General features: G+C 67.0%; 17 protein-coding genes and 1 tRNA gene. 7 read left to right on the plus strand and 11 right to left on the minus strand.

The window, feature by feature from the left end; all coding sequences use genetic code 11:
• Nucleotides 1–12 precede the first annotated feature (12 nt).
• The 3 genes from STE01S_RS02070 to STE01S_RS02080 form a co-directional block, all read right to left on the minus strand.
• Nucleotides 13–768, minus strand: a complete 756-nt coding sequence (locus STE01S_RS02070; protein ID WP_062764339.1) for a hypothetical protein — start codon at nucleotides 766–768, stop codon at nucleotides 13–15.
• Nucleotides 769–881: 113 nt separating this feature from the next.
• Nucleotides 882–2,582: a M56 family metallopeptidase gene (locus STE01S_RS02075; RefSeq protein WP_062764342.1), complete on the minus strand. Its 1,701-nt coding sequence runs from the start codon at nucleotides 2,580–2,582 to the stop codon at nucleotides 882–884.
• Nucleotides 2,579–2,956 carry a BlaI/MecI/CopY family transcriptional regulator gene (locus tag STE01S_RS02080; RefSeq protein ID WP_003043189.1) on the minus strand — a complete coding sequence of 126 codons (378 nt, stop codon included), beginning with the start codon at nucleotides 2,954–2,956 and terminating at the stop codon, nucleotides 2,579–2,581. The genes STE01S_RS02075 and STE01S_RS02080 overlap by 4 nt, the downstream gene beginning before the upstream one ends.
• A 139-nt stretch (nucleotides 2,957–3,095) precedes the next feature.
• Between STE01S_RS02080 and STE01S_RS02085 the strand changes: the two genes are divergently transcribed.
• The 5 genes from STE01S_RS02085 (at nucleotide 3,096) to STE01S_RS02105 (ending at nucleotide 8,116) form a co-directional block, all read left to right on the plus strand.
• On the plus strand, nucleotides 3,096–4,910 hold the full coding sequence (locus tag STE01S_RS02085) for a DUF885 domain-containing protein (protein WP_062764344.1): 1,815 nt from the start codon (nucleotides 3,096–3,098) through the stop codon (nucleotides 4,908–4,910).
• Nucleotides 4,911–4,969: 59 nt separating this feature from the next.
• A complete protein-coding gene (locus tag STE01S_RS02090; RefSeq protein ID WP_062764346.1) occupies nucleotides 4,970–5,941 on the plus strand; it encodes a magnesium and cobalt transport protein CorA in 972 nt (323 codons plus the stop codon).
• Nucleotides 5,942–6,072: 131 nt separating this feature from the next.
• Nucleotides 6,073–7,677 (plus strand): ABC-F family ATP-binding cassette domain-containing protein, encoded by a 1,605-nt coding sequence (locus STE01S_RS02095; RefSeq protein ID WP_003043197.1) that lies wholly within the window; start codon nucleotides 6,073–6,075, stop codon nucleotides 7,675–7,677.
• A gap of 59 nt (nucleotides 7,678–7,736) precedes the next feature.
• A tRNA-Val gene (locus STE01S_RS02100) sits at nucleotides 7,737–7,812 on the plus strand.
• Nucleotides 7,813–7,924: 112 nt separating this feature from the next.
• On the plus strand, nucleotides 7,925–8,116 hold the full coding sequence (locus STE01S_RS02105; RefSeq protein WP_040589835.1) for a YgaP family membrane protein: 192 nt from the start codon (nucleotides 7,925–7,927) through the stop codon (nucleotides 8,114–8,116).
• Here STE01S_RS02105 and STE01S_RS02110 read toward each other — a convergent pair.
• The 8 genes from STE01S_RS02110 to STE01S_RS02145 form a co-directional block, all read right to left on the minus strand.
• Nucleotides 8,094–8,360, minus strand: a complete 267-nt coding sequence (locus tag STE01S_RS02110) for a CBU_0592 family membrane protein (protein ID WP_003043326.1) — start codon at nucleotides 8,358–8,360, stop codon at nucleotides 8,094–8,096. The genes STE01S_RS02105 and STE01S_RS02110 overlap by 23 nt on opposite strands.
• 71 nt (nucleotides 8,361–8,431) lie before the next feature.
• Nucleotides 8,432–11,104: an aconitate hydratase AcnA gene (gene acnA, locus STE01S_RS02115; protein ID WP_003043329.1), complete on the minus strand. Its 2,673-nt coding sequence runs from the start codon at nucleotides 11,102–11,104 to the stop codon at nucleotides 8,432–8,434.
• A 269-nt stretch (nucleotides 11,105–11,373) separates the two neighbouring features.
• Nucleotides 11,374–12,384, minus strand: a complete 1,011-nt coding sequence (locus STE01S_RS02120; RefSeq protein WP_003043331.1) for a LacI family DNA-binding transcriptional regulator — start codon at nucleotides 12,382–12,384, stop codon at nucleotides 11,374–11,376.
• Nucleotides 12,385–12,436: 52 nt separating this feature from the next.
• Entirely contained in the window at nucleotides 12,437–13,435 is a 999-nt protein-coding gene (locus tag STE01S_RS02125; protein ID WP_062764348.1) for a DUF2891 domain-containing protein, read from the minus strand.
• Between the two features lie 122 nt (nucleotides 13,436–13,557).
• The gene (locus STE01S_RS02130) at nucleotides 13,558–14,496 is read right to left on the minus strand and encodes a DUF979 domain-containing protein (protein ID WP_062764350.1); all 939 of its coding nucleotides are present in this window, start codon (nucleotides 14,494–14,496) and stop codon (nucleotides 13,558–13,560) included.
• The gene (locus STE01S_RS02135; RefSeq protein ID WP_062764352.1) at nucleotides 14,493–15,173 is read right to left on the minus strand and encodes a DUF969 domain-containing protein; all 681 of its coding nucleotides are present in this window, start codon (nucleotides 15,171–15,173) and stop codon (nucleotides 14,493–14,495) included. The genes STE01S_RS02130 and STE01S_RS02135 overlap by 4 nt, the downstream gene beginning before the upstream one ends.
• Nucleotides 15,174–18,803, minus strand: a complete 3,630-nt coding sequence (locus STE01S_RS02140) for a hydantoinase B/oxoprolinase family protein (protein WP_062764354.1) — start codon at nucleotides 18,801–18,803, stop codon at nucleotides 15,174–15,176.
• Nucleotides 18,787–20,382, minus strand: a complete 1,596-nt coding sequence (locus STE01S_RS02145; RefSeq protein ID WP_255265851.1) for a CHASE domain-containing protein — start codon at nucleotides 20,380–20,382, stop codon at nucleotides 18,787–18,789. The genes STE01S_RS02140 and STE01S_RS02145 overlap by 17 nt, the downstream gene beginning before the upstream one ends.
• A gap of 201 nt (nucleotides 20,383–20,583) precedes the next feature.
• Here STE01S_RS02145 and STE01S_RS02150 point away from each other — a divergent pair, with 201 nt between their 5' ends.
• Together STE01S_RS02150 and STE01S_RS02155 are read left to right on the plus strand one after the other, a co-directional pair.
• Complete coding sequence (locus tag STE01S_RS02150; protein WP_062764358.1) at nucleotides 20,584–21,234, plus strand: glutathione S-transferase family protein; 651 nt, start codon at nucleotides 20,584–20,586, stop codon at nucleotides 21,232–21,234.
• A complete protein-coding gene (locus STE01S_RS02155; protein ID WP_062764360.1) occupies nucleotides 21,231–21,872 on the plus strand; it encodes an energy transducer TonB in 642 nt (213 codons plus the stop codon). Before STE01S_RS02150 ends, STE01S_RS02155 begins: the two co-directional genes overlap by 4 nt.
• Nucleotides 21,873–22,000 lie beyond the last annotated feature (128 nt).

The following is a 22,000-nucleotide window of genomic DNA, read 5'->3' on the forward strand; positions in this document are numbered from 1 at the left end:
TTGTCATCCGCATCACTGCGTGCCTCCGGCTGCCGCATTCATCGAGCGCGCATAGTCGGGGGTAATCCCCAACGCCTTCATGCTGATCACCTGGTCGGAGGTCAGCTTTGCGTAACCGGCCTCTGCCAGCCCGCGCACATAGTCGCGGTCGACGCCCAGCGCCTTGCACGCGATCGCATCGTTGATCGAGGTGAGCCGAAGCGCGCCTGACTGGAGGTCGCGGACATAAGCGGGCGTCACCTTCAACGCTGCCGCCGCGACAAGTTCGCCGATGTGCGGACGAAGCCCCGCGTCGATCAGGCCGTCGGCCAGTTCCACCGTCGCATCGACCATCAACATGGCGAGTTGTTCCTTGCGCGTCGGCGTGCCGACACCGCGGCTCTCCAGCGCGGTCGCGAAGCCGGCATCGGGCGCAAAGCGGCATTGTCCCTCGCCCTCATAGGCTGCGTGCAGACTGCCCGTGCAATCGAGGCGGCCCGCCGCGTGCACCACGCTGAAGCTGACCGGACCGCGCCCGCCGCCCAGCGTGTCCCGCGCCGCGGAAAATTCCGCGCGGGCACCGTCGAGAGCAACGCTGCTGGTCGATTGCTTGGCACGAAGCTGCAGGCGCGGATCGCCGTCGCCGTCGTCGGGTTGCGAAACATCCCAGCGGATCGCGCTGCTCTCCTGGGCCGAGGCCGCGGTCGGCTGCGCAGGGGCAGCGCAGGCGATCAGGGTCAACAGTACGCTGCCGGCGGCGACAAATAATGTCTTCGATTGTGGTTTCATTGGGGGCACTCCTCCTCCGTGCGCCGGGCGAGCGTCATCGCTCGCCGCCGCAGCGGCGCTTCAAAATCAGGCTTCGATGAGCGGCGGCTTGGCTTCGGCCAGTGGCCGAAGGGTCAGTCCTGCGGCGCTGCGGGATTTTCAGGCGGTGCTGGCGGGCGCGGCGGACTTATCCGCGCGACCCTGCCGTCGGCGCTGCGCGCCTCGAGCGTTCCGTCCGGTCCGATGCGTGCGGTCGCGCCCGAGCTGGACCGGACTTCGCTATAGGCCCCGCCCCAATTGCCCAGCGCGCGCGCCTCGATCGCATCGTCGGGGTCGCGCATCGCGCGGCCCGCGGCACGCATCTGGCGGACATAGTCGCCGGTGACGCCCATGGCGCGCATCGCCGTCAGATCGTCGAGATTCACATCGGGGAAATAGCGCCGCATGTCGCGGGCATAGGCCGGGTCGATGCCCACCGCTTTCGCGCCAACCAGATCGCCGACATCGGCGTTCGGAAAGACACGGCGCATCGCGTTGATATAGGCCGGGTCGACGCCGGTCGCCTTGGCCGCGATAATGTCGTCGGCATCGGCATGGCCGCTTTCGCGCATCTTGCGGACATCGTCGGGCGTCACGCCGACCGCGCGCATGCCGACAAGATCGTCGGGCGACAGCGGCTTGCCGGCAGCAGCAGAGGCCGGCTTGTCGGTCCGCTCGGCCGCCGAACCCACGGCCGCGGCGGACTGCAATGCCGCGGCCGGGGCGGTTGCGACGGGGGTGTGGACAGGCCCCGACGCGGACGGTGTGGCGGTCGCGGAAAAGGCGGCAAGCGGCGCCGATACGCCGGCGAGCAGCACCAGGCTCATCAGAACCCAGCTCGCACTGGCGGGTCCGCGCTTCAGGCTGCCGTCGAGCACGCGGGTGATCCGGCGCTTCAGGCTGTTCTGCGCCGGCGCGACGCCGTGGGCGGCAAGCAGCGCGCCCTGATTGTCGTGACGCGCCGCACCGACGAGCAGCGAGGCATAGTCGGGACCGTCGATGTCGGCGAGCAGGACGGCATCATCGGCCGCTTCCTCGCGCAATTGATGGCTTTCGCGCGCCAGCATCCAGACGAGCGGATTGAACCAGAACAGCGCGCAGGCAAGGCGCGCCGCGAGCAGCTTCGCCCAGTCGAGCCGCGCGACATGCGCCAGTTCGTGCGCGATAATCGCTTCGGCCTCGGCCACGGCATCGACCGCGGCGGGGTTGAGCACGATCGTCGGGCGGACCACGCCCCAACTGATCGGCGAGCGCAGTTCGTTGCTGACCAACAGCGCGGTCCCGTGCTTGAAGCCCATCCGCCGCTGCGCTTCGGCGAGGGCCGACAGCCACGAAGGCTGAACCAGCACATCGGCCCGGCCGCGCATCGCGAACAGGCGCACCACGGCAACGGTCATCAAAAGGGCAAGCAGGAACAGGGGAAAGCTGTACACCCATATGGCAAGGTCGGCCATCGCGGGCAGCGTCCAACCGGCATCGGCTTTGCGATCCGCAGCCATCGCCGACGCCGCAGCGCCGGGCTGAGTCGCCGCCGCGGGAGGCGCCTCGACAACCGTCGGTGGCGCCGACATTGCAGGCGCAGACGCTTCCACCCAGCCGGCGGGCAGCGGGGCCCATTCGGGAAGCGCCAGCGTCGCCACGGGCAGCAGCAGCAGCGCCGCCAGCCCGGCATGCGCGATAAGCGAACGCTCGCCTGCCGAACGCGACCGCGCGAGGCGCAGCAACACCAGCGTCAGCCCGGCGATGATCGCCGATTTCCAGGCAAGACCCAGCAGGGTCGCGGCGGTGATCATCATTTCGTCCTCCCTTCGCGCGCTTCAGCGATCAGCTTTTCCAGCTCATCGAGATCGCCCGCACTCATCTTGTCCTGCATGCCGAGCAGAGCCGCGGCGGCGCTGGTCGCCGATCCGTTGAAAAAGACGCGCACCACCTGGGTCAGCGCCGATTTGCTCGCCGTCTTCTCTTCGACGCTCGGCGCATAGAGAAAGCCGCGATCCGAGGCCTCGCGAACGACGAAGCCCTTGGCCTCGAGCCGCTTGAGCATTGCGCGAATCGCCGATCCGGACAGTTCGGCGGGCAAAGCCTCGCCGATTTCGGTCACGGTCGACGCACCACGTTCGTAAAGAATATCGACAATTTCGCGTTCCCGCGGGGGCAAGCTCGACAACATGCGAATCACCTTTTGCGCTACATTTGTAGCGTGCTACATTTGTAGCGCATGCTTGGCAAGGGGTTTTATTCGACCAATACACATGCTTGCGGCAAAGCCCCCGAAACCATAGGGTCCGCGGCATGACAGGAGGACAAATATGATCGATTTCGCGCTGGATCGCCGGACGCTGCTAGCGGGCATGGGCATGGCGTCGGCGGGGCTTGCGATGCCGGCATGGGGTGCGGACAGCGCCGACGCGCGCCTCGATGCACTGCTCACCCGCCAGTTCGATCAGGCGCTGATTGACGACCCGACCCGCGCCGCGAGCCTGGGCCTCGATATCGGTGCGCGCGCCGGGCTGCGAGCGCGATTTCCCGACTGGTCGGCCGCCGCGCGGACCGCACGCGACCGCCGGATCGACACCGACCTTGCCGCACTGCACGCGATCGATCGCGGTGCGCTCGGCGATAATGCGCGAGTGGCCTATGACAGCGCCGAATTCGATCTTGTGGCCCGCCAGCGACTGGCCCGCTTCCCCTATCACACCGGCGGCTTTGCGCACCGCGCCGGTCCCTATGCGATCACGCAGCTCGGCGGCTTCTATACCGGCGTCAGCACCTTTCTCGACAGCCAGCATCCGGTGAAGACCAAGGCCGACGCCGATGCCTATATCGCGCGAATGGAGGCAACGCCGGCGCTCCTCGACGATGATAGCGCGATCGTGCGCGCCAATGCCGCGATGGGCGTCGTCGCGCCGCGCTTCATCATCGAACAGGCCCTGCAACAGCTCGGCCGTTTACGCGACGGCGATGCGGCATCGAAGACGATCGTCGCCTCGCTCACGCGCCGCGCCAAAGCCACCGGCCTCACCGGCTATGATGCACGTGCGCAGGCAATATTCGAAGGGCCGATCCGCGCCGCGCTGACGCGTCAGATCGACCTGCTGACGGCGCTGCTGCCCAAGGCTGGTGACGACGCAGGCGTATCGCGCCTTCCGGACGGTCCCGCCTATTATGCGGCGACGCTGGCGCAGCACACGACCACCGACATGACCGCCGAGCAGATCCATCAATTGGGACTCGACCAGCTTGCCGATCTGCACGCGCGCATGGACCAGCTGCTGACGGCGCAGGGGTTTAAAGAGGGCAGCTTGCGCCAGCGGCTCGACGCGCTGACCGCGACCGAGGGCCAGTTGTTCGCCAATGACGATACGGGGCGCGCGGCGCTGCTCGCCTATCTCAACGATCGGCTCACCACGATTCGCGCGCGACTGCCGCAAGTTTTCAGCCGGATGCCGCGCGCGCCCTACGAAATCCGCCGCGTGCCGCCCGAGATCGAGATCGGCGCCCCCGGCGGTTCGGCGCAGGCGGGTACGCCCGACGGGTCGCGCCCGGGCATTTTCTTCATCAATCTGCGCGATACGCACGAATGGCCGCGATACACGCTGCCGACGCTCGCCTTTCACGAGGGGGCACCGGGGCATCTGTTCGAAAATGCCCTTAAGTTCGAAGACGCGGCCTTGCCGCTTTACCGCCAATCCTCTTACGTCACGGCCTATGGCGAAGGCTGGGGGCTGTATGCCGAGCAGGTTGCGGCCGAGCTCGGGATGTACGACGACGATCCGCTCGGCGAGATCGGCTATCTGGCGTCCTATGCGTTTCGCGCGTCGCGCCTCGTCGTCGATACCGGGCTGCACGCCAAGGGCTGGAATCGCCAGCAGGCGATCGACTTCATGGTCGAAAACTCGTCCGAAACGCCAAGTTCGGCGCGAACCGAGATCGACCGCTACATCGTCTATCCGGGGCAAGCCTGTTCGTACAAGGTCGGTCAGACCGCGATCAGCCGGCTGCGTGACGAGGTTTCGTCGCACCGCGATTACGACATCAAGCGTTTCCACGACGTCGTGCTCGGTGCCGGACGCATCCCGCTTGCGGTGCTCGAACGCCGCGTACGCGACGCCTTTCCGGCTTGAGTTATTTCCCTCGGCCGTCCGGGCCGCTATCTGCAGCGGGCAGTCGAGGGAGTTTGACGATGCCGATCAAGGCCGCCCGCCTCTATAATGATGGCAAGCTCGTGCGCGAGCTGGGCCCGAACGAGGCCATTCCCGACCATTGCGATCCCGGCGACTTCTTCTGGCTTTGCCTGTTCGAGCCGACCCCCGGCGAGCTTGAGGGGATCGCCAGGCGCTTCGGCCTGCATCCGCTGGCGGTCGAAGATGCGCTGAAGGCCAACCAGCTCCCAAAGGTCGAAGCCTATGGCGAGCAATTGTTCGTCGTCGCCAGCACCGGCAATCGCGATGGCGATACGATCCAGTCGGGCGAAACCGCCTTCTTCCTTGGCCGTCACTTCATCGTGAGTGTCCGTCACGGGTCGGCGCGGACGCACAGCGAGGTGCGCGCACGGCTCGAATCCTTGCCGGCGAAACTGGCGCACGGCCCCGATTATGTTCTCTATGCGGTGCTCGATTTCATCGTCGACGGCTATTTCCCCGTGATCGACGCGATCGAGGACCGGCTGCTCACGGTCGAGGAAAGCGTCATGGACACGCCGCTCGACGCTGACGACATCCGGCATCTTTACGGCCAGCGGCACGAGATCATCCGTTTTCAACGCCTGGTCGGATTGATGAAGGATGTTGCATCGCGCCTGACCAGCGATGCCGACCTGCCGTGCATCGACGATGCCGTGCGCCCCTTTTTCCGCGACATCTGGGACCATGTGCAGCGCGCCGAATTCCGCCTCGTCGGATTGCGCGATGTCGCGGCGTCGGTCGTCGACACCAACAATCTGCTCGAACAGCAGCGGCAGGGCGCGATCACGCGCCAGCTTGCGGCCTGGGCCGCAATTCTGGCCGTGCCCACCGCGATCGCGGGCATCTACGGCATGAATTTCGAGCATATGCCCGAACTCGGCTGGACTTTCGGCTATCCCTTCGCGCTCGGGCTGATGGGCAGCGTATGTGCGCTCCTCTATTGGCGCTTCAAGCGGATCGGCTGGCTCTAATATCGGCCCCGCTCTTGCCCCGTCGCCACCGGGGCGCTATCTGTCATCCGTCATCTTTTAGAGGAGTCAGAGGATCATGGACCGCAACTGAACGCATCGCCCCTAGCCTTGCCTTCAGGAAAGCCTTGTCCATGTCTACGATAACCCTCTCTCGCCTCGGCTGGTCGACCCCCGACGGTCGCCGCATATTTTCCGATCTCGACCTTCAGTTTCGCCCCGAACGCACGGGTATCGTCGGGCGCAACGGCGTCGGCAAATCGACCCTGTTGCGCCTGATCGCGGGTGAGGCAACGCCGACGAACGGCGCGATCAGCCGCGGCGCGCACATCGCCATGCTGCACCAGACGGTGCAGGTTGCCGCCGATGCGACGATTGCCGATCTGTTCGGCGCGCGCACGGCGCTGGCCCTGCTCGCGCGCGCCGAAGCGGGGACGGCGTCGCTCGACGATATCGCAGAGGCCGACTGGACGCTGGCGTCGCGGATCAACGAGGCGCTGGCCGGTGTCGACCTGCCACTCGATGCCGCAACCCCGCTTGTGCATCTTTCGGGTGGGCAACGCACGCGCGCCGCGCTCGCCGGCGCAATATTCGCGCGGCCCGATTTTCTGCTGCTCGACGAACCGACCAACAATCTCGATCGTCAAGGCCGTGAAACGGTGCGCGCAATCCTGCACGACTGGCAGGGCGGCGCGATCGTCGTCAGTCACGACCGCGAACTGCTCGAGGAAATGGATGCGATCGTCGAACTGACCGCGACGGGCGCCGCCCGCTATGGCGGCGGCTGGAGCGCCTATCGCGCGCGCAAGGCGGTCGAACAGGCGGCCGTCGAGGCCGACCTTGCCACCGCAGAGAAGCGCGTCGATCAGGCCCATCGCCAGGCGCAGGCCGCCGCCGAGCGGCAGGATCGCCGCGATTCGCGGGGCCGGAAGAATGCGGCACGCGGCGACATGCCGCGCATCGTGATGGGGGCAATGCAGCGCCGCGCCGAAGAATCACGCGCTGCCGCCGGGCGGCTGGCCGAACGCCAGCAGGGACAGGCCGAGCAGGCGCTCGCCGCGGCGCGCAGCCGGATCGAGATCGGAGATCCGCTGGCGATCGCGCTGCCGTCGACGGGCCTCCCGGCTTCGCGGACAGTCGTAGCGTTGGAGCATGTCCGCGCGGGCTATGACGGCGGCGCACCCGTCATCGATGATTTGTCGCTCACGATCACGGGACCCGAGCGATTGGCAATCACCGGCCCAAACGGATCGGGCAAATCGACGCTGCTCGCGCTGATCGCCGGAACACTGACGCCCTGGTCGGGGAGCGTGCGCGTCGGTGTGCCGTTCGCGCTGTTCGATCAGCGCGTCGCGCTGCTCGATCCGCTACTTTCGATCGCCGACAATTTCCTGCGGCGCAACCCCGGGGTCGGCAACAATGCCTGCCGCGCCGCGCTCGCACGCTTCCGCTTTCGCGCCGACGCCGCCGACCGCATCGTCGGCACGCTCAGCGGCGGGCAGATGCTTCGCGCCGGGCTTGCCTGCGTGCTCGGCGCGCCGCAGCCGCCGCAAATGCTGATCCTCGACGAACCCGGCAATCATCTCGATCTCGATTCGCTCGCCGCGATCGAAACCGGGCTTGCGGCCTATGACGGCGCGCTGATCGTCGTCAGCCACGATCCCGCCTTTCTGGACGCGATCGGGGTGAGCCGCGAACTGGCGCTGGGAGACGACCGCGATCACCCCCCACCCGGCTGACACGCCAGCGACTTGCCAGCGGCGTCTGGCTGTGGCAGGGGCGCCGCTCCCACGCGATGGGGCGCTTAGCTCAGTTGGTAGAGCATCTCGTTTACACCGAGAGGGTCGGCGGTTCGAGCCCGTCAGCGCCCACCATCCCGCCGCCCGGCCCGAAAGGGGCGGGCCGCGTCTCTTGATCCAGCGCAATGACCGCGCGCCGCGCGCGCGTCAAAACTTCCGTGTCGCACCTGCAATCGGGAGTCTGGATATGTTTGCACGCAATGTTGGCACCATCGACCGCCTGCTGCGGATCGTCGTTGGCGTAATGCTGATCGTTCTCGCCGCGTACGGACGCATCGGCCCGTGGGGCTATATCGGGGTGGTGCCGCTGCTCACCGGCCTGTCGAGCCGCTGCCCCGCCTATTCGCTGCTTGGGGTCAGCACCTGTCCGCGCGGCTGAGACGGCGCACGTTCCACAGGGTAAAAAGGCCGATCGCGGCCCAGATGATGTTGAGGCCGGCGGACGGCAAGGCACCGTTATAGCCCGAATTGATGACGAAGCCGGTGGCGCCGACGACGTTCATCCATTGATAGGCCGCGCCGCGCGGTTCGAGCTTGCCGAGCGAGAGCAGCACATAGCTTGCCAGAATGATCGCGGCCGCGGTCCAGCCGATCACCTCGATCATGATCTGAAGCAGGTTCATCGCCCTATCCCCAAAGAAAACGCCCGCCCCGGTAAGGGGGCGGGCGCGTGTTGCCGATTATCCTGCGGCAATCAGGCCGCGAGCTTGCGCAGCACATAGTGCAGGATGCCGCCGTTCATATAATATTCGACCTCGTTCGCGGTATCGATCCGGCACAGCGTATCGAAGCTGAAGGTCGAACCGTCGGGGCGCGTGACTTCGACCGTCACCGTCTGGCGCGGCTTGATGTCGGCGATGCCCGTGATGGTGAAGCTGTCGTCGCCAGTCAGGCCCAGCGTCTCGCGGGTCTGCCCCTCGATGAACTGGAGCGGCAGCACGCCCATGCCGACAAGGTTCGAGCGGTGGATACGTTCGAAGCTTTCGACGATGACGGCGCGGACGCCGAGCAGATTGGTGCCCTTCGCCGCCCAGTCGCGCGACGAGCCGGTGCCATATTCCTTGCCGGCGATCACGACGAGCGGGGTGCCGTCGGCCTTGTGGCGCATCGCGGCGTCGTAGATCGGCATGACTTCCTGGCCATAGCGCGACATGCCGCCCTCGATACCGGGGACCATTTCATTCTTGATGCGGATGTTGGCGAAGGTGCCGCGCATCATCACTTCGTGGTGGCCGCGGCGGGCGCCGTAGCTGTTGAAGTCGGCCTTGCTGACCTGATGTTCCATCAGCCATTTTCCGGCCGGCGAATCCGCCTTGATGCTGCCCGCCGGAGAAATATGGTCGGTGGTGATGCTGTCGCCGAGGATCGCGAGCGGCTTTGCCCCGACGATGTCGCTGACCGGCGCCGGAGTCATCGACATGCCCTCGAAATAGGGCGGGTTGGCGACATAGGTCGAGCCGGCGCGCCACTGATAGGTGTCGCTGCCCTCGACCTCGATCTTCTGCCAGTGCGCGTCGCCCTTGTAGACGTGCGCGTAGCGCGCCTCGAACATGTCGCGGTCGACCGCGCCGGCGACCATGTCGGCGACTTCCTGGTTGGTCGGCCAGATGTCCTTGAGGAACACGTCCTGCCCGTCCTTGCCGGTGCCGATCGGGGTGGTGGTGAAATCCTCGATCACCGTGCCCTTGAGTGCATAGGCGACAACGAGCGGCGGAGAGGCGAGGAAGTTGGCGCGCACGTCAGGCGACACGCGGCCTTCGAAGTTGCGGTTGCCCGAGATGACCGCCGCGGCGACGAGGCCATTCTCGTTGATCGCCTTCGAAATCGGCTCGGCGAGCGGACCCGAGTTGCCGATACAGGTGGTGCAGCCATAACCGACGAGGTTGAAGCCGATATTGTCGAGATGCTTCTGCAGCCCGGCCTTTTCGAGATAGTCGGTGACGACCTGCGATCCCGGCGCGAGGCTGGTCTTGACCCACGGCTTGGGCTTCAGGCCCAGCTCGTCGGCCTTTTTGGCGACGAGCCCCGCGGCAACGAGAACGCCGGGGTTCGAGGTGTTGGTGCAGCTGGTGATCGCGGCGATGGTCACGTCGCCGTCGCCGATGTCGAAATCCTTGCCCTCGACCGGCACGCGCGTCTGCGCCTTGTTATAGACCTTTGCCATGTCGGCGTTGAACACATCGTCGACATCGGGAAGCGAGACGCGATCCTGCGGCCGCTTCGGCCCGGCGAGCGACGGGACGACGGTCGACAGGTCGAGTTCGAGCGTGTCGGTGAACACGGGGTCCGCCGCGCCGTCGACGATCCACAGCCCCTGCGCCTTCGCATAGGCTTCGACCAGCGCGATATTTTCTTCGCTGCGGCCGGTCAGGCGCATGTAATCGATCGTCTTGTCGTCGATGCCGAAGAAGCCGCAGGTCGCGCCATATTCGGGCGCCATATTGGCGAGCGTCGCGCGGTCGGCGAGGCTCAGCGAGGCGAGGCCGGGGCCGAAATATTCGACGAAGCGGCCGACGACGCCCTTGGCGCGCAGCATCTGCGTCGCGGTGAGCACCAAGTCGGTCGCGGTGACGCCTTCCTTCAGCTTGCCGGTGAATTTGAAGCCGACGACTTCGGGGATCAGCATCGACACCGGCTGGCCGAGCATGGCCGCTTCCGCTTCAATCCCGCCGACACCCCAGCCGAGGACGCCGAGGCCGTTGATCATCGTCGTGTGGCTGTCGGTGCCGACGCAGGTGTCGGGATAGGCGACGGTGGTGCCGTCGGCATCTTCGCTCGACCACACCGCCTGCGCGATATGTTCGAGGTTGACCTGGTGGCAGATGCCGGTGCCCGGAGGCACCGCCTTGAAGTTCGACAGCGACTTCGACCCCCATTTCAGGAAGTCGTAGCGTTCGCCGTTGCGATAATATTCGATCTCGACATTCTGCTCGAACGCCTTCGGCGTGCCGAATTCGTCGACCATGACCGAGTGGTCGATGACGAGGTGGACGGGGACGAGCGGGTTGATCTTGGTCGTGTCGCCGCCGAGCTTGGCAATCGCATCGCGCATCGCGGCAAGGTCAACGACGCAGGGAACGCCGGTGAAATCCTGCAGCAGCACGCGCGCCGGGCGATACTGGATTTCGCGGTTCGAATGGGGATCCTTCTGCCAGTCGACGAGCGCCTGGACGTCATCGGTCGAGACGGTGAAGCCGCCGTCCTCGAAGCGCAGCAGATTTTCGAGCAGCACCTTCATGCTGAATGGCAGGCGCGAAACGTCGCCCAGCTTTGCTGCCGCCTTTTCGAGCGAATAATAGGCGTAGCTCTTGCCGCCGACGCTCAGCGTCGAGCGGGTTCCCAGCGTGTCGTGGCCGGTGGTGGTCATAGGTCAGCAGTCCCCATGTTGGCGCGGCGGGGAATGACGGCCGGCCGCCCAAGCCAGGAGAGCGGGGCAAGCGGAGTCGCACGCGCGGGTTTATGTCCGCGCCGCCTTACGCCGGAAGGCAGGAATTGCAAGGGGGTGGCGGCGGATGATGCACGCGAACCCGGCCATTCGTCCGCGGGCGGCGCACGAAATTTTCCCGGACAAGGACACAAACGCCGCGGTCCCGAAGCTTTGTTATTCGGGATGACGATCCCGCCCGAACAATCGCGTCAGGCGGTACCGCGCACCGCGAGGCGGACGGGTATGCGGGTGCCGTCGCGGGCGTGGGCATCATCCTCCAGCGCCATGGCGACGAGCGCCTCGCCCGCGGCGTCGAGATCGGGCTCGATCGTGGTGAGCGCAGGGTCGGCGAGCGTGCCGGCGCGGATGCCGTCGAAGCCGATCAGCGCGACGTCGCCGGGCACGCTGCGCCCCATATCCTTGATCCCCTGAAGCACCCCCAGCGCGAGCATGTCGCTGGCGGCGAAAATACCCTCGATGTCGGGATGCGCGGCGAGCAGCGCGCGTGCCGCGGCGATACCCTGGGCATGGCGATCTTCCGCCGGCGGCGGCTCGGCGAGGACGGGGGCGAGGCCGTGCGCAGCGAGCGCGGCGGTGAAGCCGTCGCGGCGCTCGTCGAACTGGCGCTGCGGCGAGCGCTGCGGTCCGACGAAGGCGAGGCGGCGGCGGCCGGTGGCGACGAGATGATCGGCGGCGAGGCGCCCGCCCACCTCATTATCGCTGCGCATCCAGTGGAAGTCGCCGCCGGGGCTGCCCCAGCAGGTGAAATCATGCCCCGATGCCTGCGCCGCGGCGAAATAATCCCACGCGGCGCGGTTGCTGGTCGTGCCGATGACGATCATCGCGTCGGCGAGCCCCGAGCGAACGAAATCGGCGCGGAAATTGGCTTCGCTCTCCTGAAAGGAAACGAGCAAATTGAAACCGCGTGCCGAGGTGGCGGCGGCGATGCTGCCGAGAAGCGCGAAATAAAAGGGGTTGATCGCGCTGCGGTCCTCGCCAGGGCGGCAGATGGTCACGAGCGCGATCGTCTCGCTGCTCTTGAGGCGCAGCGACGAGGCGTGGCGATCGACGACATAGCCAAGCTCGGCCGCCGCCTGCGCGACGCGGGCACGCGTTTCGGCGTTGACGCCGGGGCTGCTGCGCAGCGCGCGCGAGACGGTCGACTGCGACACGCCCGCGCGCTCGGCGACGTCGAACGATGTCGGGCGCAGGGTTTTCATGTGCAGTCCGTCTCCCCTCTTACGCCGTCTCTTGCGTCCACGCGGGGGCTTGTCAATCGGCGAGGCCGTCCAATGCCAGGAGCGCGAAGCTCGCGAGCCAATGTTCGCCCATATAGTCGCCGGTGACGTGCGGGAGCGCGGCGGCGAGGTGCTGCTCGGCGGCGGCTTCGGCGACGGGGGTAACGGGGTGCGCGGCGCCGAGCTTGGCGGCGATCGCACGCCAGCACCAAGCGCGGCTGAGATTGAGGCCGTCGAGATGCGCGATCTTACCGTCGCTGCGGTCCGACACGGTCGCGGGGGCGAAGAGCGTTGCGGGTTGATGCGCAGCTGCGCGGGGCAGAAAGGCGTCGAACCACGCCGGGAAGGCATCGCCGAGCACGACCGCCATCAGATGCGCCTCGGTCAGCGCCGAGGAGAGAAATTCGTCGCCGCCGGGCTCCCATGCCTGACAATCGCGGTCGCCGGCGAACCAGTCGCGCGCGCAGGCATCGACCAGGGCGACGAGCGCGGGGTCGCGGAGCGCGGCCCAGTGGCGCGCGAGGAGCAGCGCGAAAGCGATGTTGAAATGGGTGCCGACGCGCAAGGGATAGGTGAGCTTGGGCAGGAAGGCATGGAAGCGCGCCGCAAAGGCGAGCGCGAGCGGTTCGAGCGCGACGGCCCAGGGGGCGTTGTGCTGTTTGGCCTCTGCATGCAGCGCGAGGAGCCACGCCCAGCCATAAGGCCGTTCGAAACCCGCCGACATCGGCCGGCCCAGAAAGGCAAGCTCGCCCGCGACCTTATCCGGCACGAGCATCGCATCGGCGCGCGCGCGGATCTCGGCCGCGACGGGCAGATCGGGATAGAGGCGCGCAAGGCGAAGGATCTGCCACCAACCATGGACGCAGCTATGCCAGTCGAAACTGCCGTGAAAGATCGGGTGATGCTCGCACGGGGGCCGTGCGTCCTCCGGCCCGTTCAGCACCAGGTCCATCTTGTAGGGATATTCGCGGCCGAGATGCGACAGGGTCGCGGTGGCAAAGCGGACGGCGTGGTCGGGGGTGAGGTCGGTCATTACCGGAATTTCTCTATCCGTTTGTGCTGAGCTTGTCGAAGCGCCGTTCTTCTCTTTCGACGCTGCAGAAGCAAGAACGGCCCTTCGACAAGCTCAGGGCGAACGGAAATTTGAAGGCGGCGCTAAAACGCAAAGAGCCAGATGAAGAGGATATTGACCGCGAGCAGCGGGATCGCGGTGCCGATCTGCACCTTGATGACCCCATAGGGGTTTTTGAGCTCGAGCAGCGCGGCGGGGACAAGGTTGAAGTTCGCCGCCATCGGGGTCATCAGCGTGCCGCAGAAGCCTGCGAGCATGCCGATCGCGGCGACGACCGCGGGATTGCCATCATATTGCTTGATGAGCAGCGGCATGCCGACCGCCGCGATCATCACCGGAAAGGCGGCGAAGGCGTTGCCCATCACCATGGTGAAGAGCGCCATGCCGAGCCCGAAGGCGACGACGGCGCCGAACAGGCTGCCTTGCGGGATCGCGGCGCCGATAAGGTCGCCGACGACTTCGCCGACCCCGGCGAGCGCGAACACCGCGCCGAGGCTGGCGAGCATCTGCGGCAGGATCGCCGCCCAGCCGACCGCGTCGAGCAAGCGCCGCCCCTGCTGCGCCGGGAGCAGGAGCGCGGGCCGCAGCCGCGCCATGCCGACGGCAAGCGCGATCAGCACGCCGATACCGAGCGAGATCAACGTCGCCTGCTTCGGATCGGCAAGCCCCGGCACCCATTTGAAGAGGAAGGTGCCGGCGAGCGCGACCGCCGGGATGATGAGCGCGACGACAAGCAGGAAATTTCCGTATTTCGCTGCGCGTTCGGCCTGCACGGCCGCCGCCACCTCGCCGCCCGGCGCGCGGCCGATCTGGCCCGTCCCGGCGATGGCGACAAGTGCGAGCACGAGCAGCCCGTTGCCGAAATCGCCGAGGCGGTCGCCCGCGAGCATCGACAGCGCGAGCAGCCCCCAGAAGGCGGCGTTGCCGAAGCGTTTGGGATTGCTGCGATCACCGAGGCCGAGCGCGGCGAAGATCGCGAAGGTCAGTCCGGCGAGGACATAGACGAAACCGAGCGTGATCATGCGCCGGTCCCTTGCCCCGGCGCGCGCAGCATCCGCTTTTCGAGCAGCCGCAGCCGGAAGCCGTGGATCAAAAAGGCCGCGATCGCGGTCGGGATCGCCCAGACCGAGAAATGCAGCGGTTCGATGACATAGCCATAGCCTTCGAGCAGCCCCTTCATCAGCAGGATCGACCCGATGGCGAGGAAGATGTCTTCGCCGAAAAACAGCCCGACATTGTCGGTCGCGGCGGCATAGGCCCGAATCTCGTCGCGCTGCGTATCGCTCAGCGCGACGCCCTGCGCCTCCGCGGCGGCTTCCGCCATCGGCGCGACGAGCGGACGCACCGTCTGCGGATGCCCGGCCACCGACGTCAGCCCGACCGCCGACATCGCCTGGCGCAGTAGCAGATAGGAGGCGAGCAGCCGGGCGAGCGTCGCGCCCTTGATCCGCCCGATCAGCGAGCGTGCATGCTGCTGAAGCCCATAGGCTTCGAGCAGGCCGATGACGGGGAGCACGATCCAGACGATGCTGACATAGCGCGTATCGTTGAACGCCTTGCCAAAGGCGGCGATGATCGCGGTAACGTCAAGCCCGGCGGCCAGACCCGTCGCGAGCGCCGACGCCATGATGACGAGCAGCGGATTGAAGCGGAGCAGGAAGCCCGCGATGATGATGGCAATCCCGATCAGGACAAGCATCTAATCCCCCTCCGCTTCGCCATAACCGCCGCCGCCGGGGGTTTCGATGACGAAGGCGTCGCCCGCGCCCAGGTCCGCGCTTGCGGTCGCGCCCAGTTCTTCGGTCGTCCCGTCCGCACGCTCGATCCAGTTACGGCCCGGTGCGCCGTCGGCGCCGCCCGCAAGGCCGCTGGGCGCGATCCGGCGACGATTAGCGAGAATGTTCGCAGCCATCGGTTCGCGGAACCGGATGCGGCGCGTCGCGCCGTCGCCGCCGCGCCAGCGGCCCAGACCGCCCGACCCTTTGCGGATCGAGAATTCCTCGACGATCACCGGAAAGCGCGCCTCCATCACTTCGGGATCGGTCATCCGGCTGTTGGTCATATGCGTCTGGATCACCGCAGTGCCGTCGAAGCCCGGGCCGGCGCCCGATCCGCCGGCGATCGTTTCATAATATTGGTAGGCTTCGTTGCCGAAGGTGAAATTGTTCATCGTCCCCTGCGCCCCCGCCATCGCGCCGAAGGCGGCGAACAGCGCGTCGGTGATGACCTGGCTGGTTTCGACATTGCCCGCGACCACCGCGGCCGGATAGCGCGGCGAGAGCATCGAATCGTCGGGAACGATCAATGTCACCGGCGCCAGGCAGCCCTCGTTCATTGGGATCGGGTCGTCGAGCATCGTGCGCAGCACATAGAGCACCGCAGCGCGCACGACCGGCAGCGGCGCGTTGAAATTATCGGGGAGCGTCGCCGACGAGCCGGTAAAGTCGATGGTGACGTGGCGTGCCGCGCGATCGACCGTCACGGCCACGACGACTTCGGCGCCATTGTCCATCGCATAGCGGAAATGCCCATCGCCCAGCCGCGCGACGAGCTGACGCACCGCCGCCTCCGCCTGACGCTGACCATGTGCCATATAGGCGGCGACGGTCGCGCCGCCGTGCGCGGCGGCGAGGTCGGCAAGGCCGCTGGCGCCACGCTGGCAGGCGGCGACCTGCGCCTTCAGATCGGCGATGTTGAGCGCCGGGTTGCGCGCCGGCAGGTCGCCTGCAGTCAGATGCTCCTGCACGGCGGCGTCGCGGAAATGGCCGTCATCGACGATCAGCATATTGTCGAAGATGATGCCTTCTTCCTCGATATTGCGGCTGCCCGGCGGCATCGATCCGGGCGCGATCCCGCCGAGATCGGCGTGATGGCCCCGCGCCGCGACGAAAAAGGCGGGGGCATCGGCTTCGCTATCGACGAACACCGGCATGATGACGGTGATGTCGGGCAGATGGGTGCCGCCGTCATAGGGAGCGTTGAGCGCATAGGCGTCGCCGCGCCGGATGCCGCGCCCGTCGCGCGGACGCCCCTCCGGGCCGGGTCCGCGCTGGCGCAGGATGGTCCGCACGCTTTCGCCCATCGACCCCAGATGCACCGGCATGTGCGGCGCATTGGCGACGAGCCGACCTTCACCGTCGAACAGCGCGCAGGAAAAATCGAGCCGTTCGCGAATATTGATCGACGAAGCGCTGTGCTGAAGCGCGCCGCCCATTTCCTCGGCAATCGCCATGAACAGGCTGTTGAAGATTTCGAGGCGGACGGGATCGGGTGCGGCCGGATCGTCACTATCGCCTTGCGATGGCGAGGCGACGGGACGGGTCGCCGATGGTTTTACGAGCCGCAGCGTCCCCTCGGGCTCGACCGTTGCGGTCCAGCCGGGTTCGACGACGGTCGTCGACAGCGGATCGACGATGATCGCGGGGCCCGCGATGCTGCGGCCGGGGGCAAGCGCGCTGCGCTGATGGAGCGGGACGGCGCAGGGTCCGCCCGCGAGCCAGGCGGTGACGGTTTCTGCCGCGACCTCGGCCTCTGGCGCGGGGGCCGGCAGAGCCGCGGGCGCGTCGCCCGCTTCGGTCAGTTCGACACGGATGCGATCGACGACCAGATCGTCGTGCGGCGCATAGCCGAAGCGTGCGCGGAAGGCATCGACAAAGGCGGCACGCACCGCTGCGGGGTTTCCGGTCGGCAGCTCGATCGCATTGTCGCTGTCGGCAAGACGCACGAACAGCAGGGTTTCGTGTGTGACCGTTACGTCGGGTGCCAGATCGCCGCGCGCCTGAGCGACGAGTTCGGCCTCCGCGCGGTGCAGCGGTTCGACGCAGCCCGCGCCGAGCGGCAGCGCGAGCGTACGCTCACGGATCGCCGACGGCCGCGCGAGGCCCATGCCATAGGCCGACAGCACCCCGGCAAGCGGATGGAGCAGGATCCGGTCGATCCCCAATGCGTCGGCCACGAGGCACACATGCTGCCCCGCGGCGCCCCCGAAGCCGACGAGATGATAGCCCTGCGTCACATCATGCCCGCGCGCGATGGTGATGCGTTTGATCGCATTCGCCATCTGCTGAACCGCGATTGCGAGCAACCCCTCGGCAAGCGCCTCGGGCGTGATGTCGCCGACTTCGGCCGCCATGGCGGCAAATTTTTCGGCGACGATGGCGCGATCGAGCGGCTGGTCGCCCGCCGGACCGAAGAGCCTGGGGAAATGTTCGGGCTGAATCTTGCCGAGCAGCACGTTGCAATCGGTGACGGTCAGCGGCCCGCCGCGGCCATAGGCGGCGGGGCCGGGATTGGCGCCCGCGCTTTCGGGTCCGACGAGCAGGCGCGCACCGTCCCAGCGGCAGATCGAACCGCCCCCGGCGGCGACGGTGTGGATACGCAGCATCGGCGCCCGGATGCGCGCGCCCGCGACGATGCTTTCGTTATCGCGTTCGAGCCGCCCGGCATAATGGCTGACGTCGGTCGAGGTGCCGCCCATGTCGAAGCCGATGAGCCGATCCTTGCCCAGCGGCGCGGCGGTGCCGACCATGCCGACGATGCCGCCCGCGGGGCCCGAAAGAATCGCATCGCGGCCGTGGAACGCCGCGGCCGACGCGAGCCCGCCCGAGCTTTTCATGAACTGCGGACGGCTATCGTCGCCAAGTTGGGCGCAGAACTGGCCGACATAGTGGCGCAGCACCGGCGACAGATAGGCGTCGGCAAGCGTCGTGTCGCCGCGCCCGACCAGCTTAATCAGCGCGCTCACTTCATGGCTGACCGAAATCTGCGCGAAGCCGAGTTCGGCGGCGATCTCTGCCAGGCGCCGTTCGTGCGCGGGGTAGCGATAGCCATGCATCAATATGATCGCGATGCTGTCGATGCCGTCCGCGCGCGCCTTTTGCAGCGCGGCGCGCGCGGCGTCTTCGTCGAGCGGGATCAGCAACTCGCCGTCGGGACCGACGCGCTCGGCAACTTCGGCAACTTGGGCGTGCGGCGGCGGCGTGCGGTCGAGCCGGCGCGCGAACAGGTCGGGACGATCCTGATAGCCGATGGTCAGCGCATCGCCGAAGCCGCGCGTGATCGCGAGCAGGGTCGGCGCGCCCTTGCGTTCGAGCAGCGCGTTGGTCGCAACGGTCGATCCCATGCGCACCGCGAGCGGCGGCAGCGCGCCTGTCCCGGCGCCGGTCAGGTCGCGGATCGCACCCACCGCCGCGTCGCCGGGACGCGCCGGGTCTTCGGAAAGATATTTGGCAGTGACGACCGCCCCCGCCGGCGAGCGCGCGACGACGTCGGTGAAGGTGCCGCCGCGATCGATCCAGATATGCCAGCGCGGATCAGGCGGCGGCGACACGATCGGGCCAGCGGATGACGATCGACAGGCCGTGATCGGCGGCAGCGCGGGTCCATTGCCCCTTGAGCTGGCGTTCGATCAGCGAGCGGATGAACTGGGTTCCGAAGCTTTCGCTTTCGATGTGCGGGGTTTCGGGCAGGCCGCTCTCGATCCACGACAGCTCGACATCGCCGCCGTCGCGGCGCCAGCCGACCGCAAGATCGCCCTTACCGCCGAGCGCGCCATATTTGACGCTGTTGGTCACCAGTTCGTGCACGGCAAGGGCAATAGCCTGCGCGCCCTCTTCGTCAAGCCGCACGTCCGGGCCTTCGACCGCGGCAAGCCGCTGTGCGTCCCAGCCCGCAATGTCGAGTTCGCGCCGGACGATGCGGCCGAGGTCGACCGTATCGACCGCGCCGGTGACGAGCATCTGCTTCGAATCGGACAGCGCGCGCAGCCGCCCGTCGAACTTCGCCTCGAACGCCTCCAGACTGTCGACCTCGCGCAGCGTGATCCGCGCGAGCGCACCGATGCGCGCGAAGGCGTTTTTCATGCGGTGCGCCATTTCGCCGATCATCAGCTCGCGATCTTCGGCATGACGCTCCTTCTCCTCAGCCAGCGCCTGCGCCACGCCGAGGCGGCGATGCTGCAGGCGGTGCAATTGCACCGCGAGCCAGGCGAGCGCGGCGCCGAATAGCAGGATCGCGAGCGGACGGCCCAGCCGGTCGATGAAGCGGCCGTAGGACAGCCGCATCGTCCAGCGGCGATCGGCGACGCGCAGCGTCTCCTGATGCGCGTCCCAGCCGACCTTGCCATGACGGAAGACGAGCGGCGCCGACGGGCCTTCGCCGGCATAGACTTCGATCCCGTCGACCGTGTCGAGCTGGTTTCCCAGCACCGCGCGCATCAGATTCTCGATGCGGAACGGCGCGTAGACAAAGGCCTCGATCGGTTGCGCTGGCGAGGGCGGCGGCACCGCAGACGGCGCGGCGTCTGCAGCCACCGGCGGGTTGGCGTAGACAGGCACATAGATCAGGAAGCCCGGCTGCTTATGCTGCGCATTACGCTCCTGGATCAGTTCGACGATCCCGCTCGCTGCCGGCTGGCCGGTCTGCCAGGCGCGGCGCATCGCCTCGCGCCGGATCGGTTCGCTGTACATGTCGTAGCCGAGCGCCCCGCGGTTGCGATCATTGTCGGGTTCGACAAGGACGATGGGAAAGCCGATCGGCTCACTTGTCCGCGGCCAGACCTTGATCTCTCTGCCGTAATTTTCGCGCAGCTGCGCCTCGGCCGCGGCGGGGGTGTCCTGCTGGATCGCGACGGCGATGCCGACCCCCTGCATCACCGGCGCGCGCACCTGCGGCCGCAGCGCCGCGAGGAAGGCGCGGACCCCCGGCCCGCTCGCCGCCGTGTCGGACTGATAGAGCGCGCGCACCCCTTCGAGCACCGCGAGCTGATCGCGCAGCCGGACGTTGACCTGCATCGCGACGCGGGTCGCCTGCTCATCCTCCTGCGCCTTGTTGTAAAAGAAACTGGCGACCGCCGCCGCGAGGGCGGCTGCCAGGATGCCAAGCCCGACGAAGCGGACCGAAAGGGCCATCAGCCGATCTGCCCAGAGCGAAGGGCGCATTACACATATCCTGATGATTGCTGCCGTAGCAGCGCCCCCCTCTGTCACAAATAGGAGCATGCCAAGCGACCGATAGCAAGCAGCATTTGTTGCGCATTGCTGTAATCATCGAACAGGTTGCAGCGAACAACCGACCGCCTATGTTCGGGCAGGAAACAGGAGGATGCCAAGATGATAGTCTATGGGTCGATCGTATCGCCTTTCGTGCGCAAATTGCTCGCTTTTCTGGGTGAAAAGGGTCTTGATTTCGAGCTCAAGGGCGTGGGCATCGGCGATCCTGATCCCGGCTTTCGCGCCGCGTCGCCGCTCGGCAAGATGCCGGCGATCGACGACGACGGCTTCCTGCTCGCCGATTCGAGCGCGATCATCCACTATCTGGAAGCGAAATATCCCGAACCAGCGCTGATCCCCGCCGACCCCGAAGCGCGCGGCCGCACCGTGTGGTGGGACGAGTTCGGCGACACCGTGTTCGCCGCCTGCGGCGGCAAGATGTTCTTCAACCGCATCGTCGCCCCCAAATTCCTGGGCCGTGAAGGCGATCTCGCCGCCGCCGCCGAAGCCGAAGCCGAGGAGCTGCCAAAATTGCTCGCCTATCTGGAAAGCGCGATCCCGGCGTCGGGTTATCTGGTCGGCGACCGGCTGACCCTCGCCGATCTGGCGGCAGTGTCACCGCTGGTCAATGTCCGTCACTGCGGCGTGACGATCGATGCCGCGACCTATCCCAAAATCGCCGCGTGGAGCGAGGCGATTCTGTCGCGCCCGAGCATGGCGCCATGGATCGCCAAGGAAGAGCGGATGATGGCCAAGGTGCTGGCGGGTTGACCCGGACCGGCGCGACGATCGCGGGCGCGCTGGCGCTGGCATCCGCGGCGGCCGCGCAACCGTCGATGCCGGTGGCGCGTGCCACCGACGCCGACCGGTTGCTCGTCGGCCTCGCGGACGAAGCGGCGGGCGAAGCGATCGTAACGCTGCGCCATGACGAAGCGAGCAACGCGGCGACGTGCAAGGCGGGAAGTGTGCCGGGCGGGCAGGCGATTGCCGATGCGTCCTGCACGCTCGCGCTCAAAAAGCTGGGCTGGGCAACGGCGGGCGTCGACCGCAACGGTAAACGGCAAGCGTTGCCGCGCCTACGCATAGCCTGGACCAAGCCCGACAAGGCGGGCGCGGACTCCGACGCCACCGACGAAGATGGTCTGACGCCAATCAGCCCCGAACGCTGGATCCTGCCTGCCGATTATCCCGGTACACGGGCGCAAGGCGCCAGCGAGTTCATACTGGATGTCGCACCTTCGGGCCGCCCGACCGCTTGCCACATCACAAAATCGGCCGGCAGCGACATCCTTGATCGCAAGACATGCGAGGTCCTGATGCGAAGCGGGCTGTTCCTGCCCGCCCTCGACGCGCAAGGAAAGCCGCGCCCCGCGCAGTTCCGATCGCGGCTCAGCTGGGCCATCGAATAGCGGCGGGTCGGCCAGCGAGACGCGGCGTGTGCCGCTTTCGTCATCCTAAGCGCCATCCAGGAAGGCGAAGCGGCAAAGGAATTGCGCTCGGCCAAATTCTGCCCTGAAACCCCTTGCATTTGCGAATC

The organism is Sphingopyxis terrae subsp. terrae NBRC 15098 (genome assembly GCF_001598815.1).
GTDB classification, from domain to species: Bacteria; Pseudomonadota; Alphaproteobacteria; order Sphingomonadales; family Sphingomonadaceae; genus Sphingopyxis; species Sphingopyxis terrae.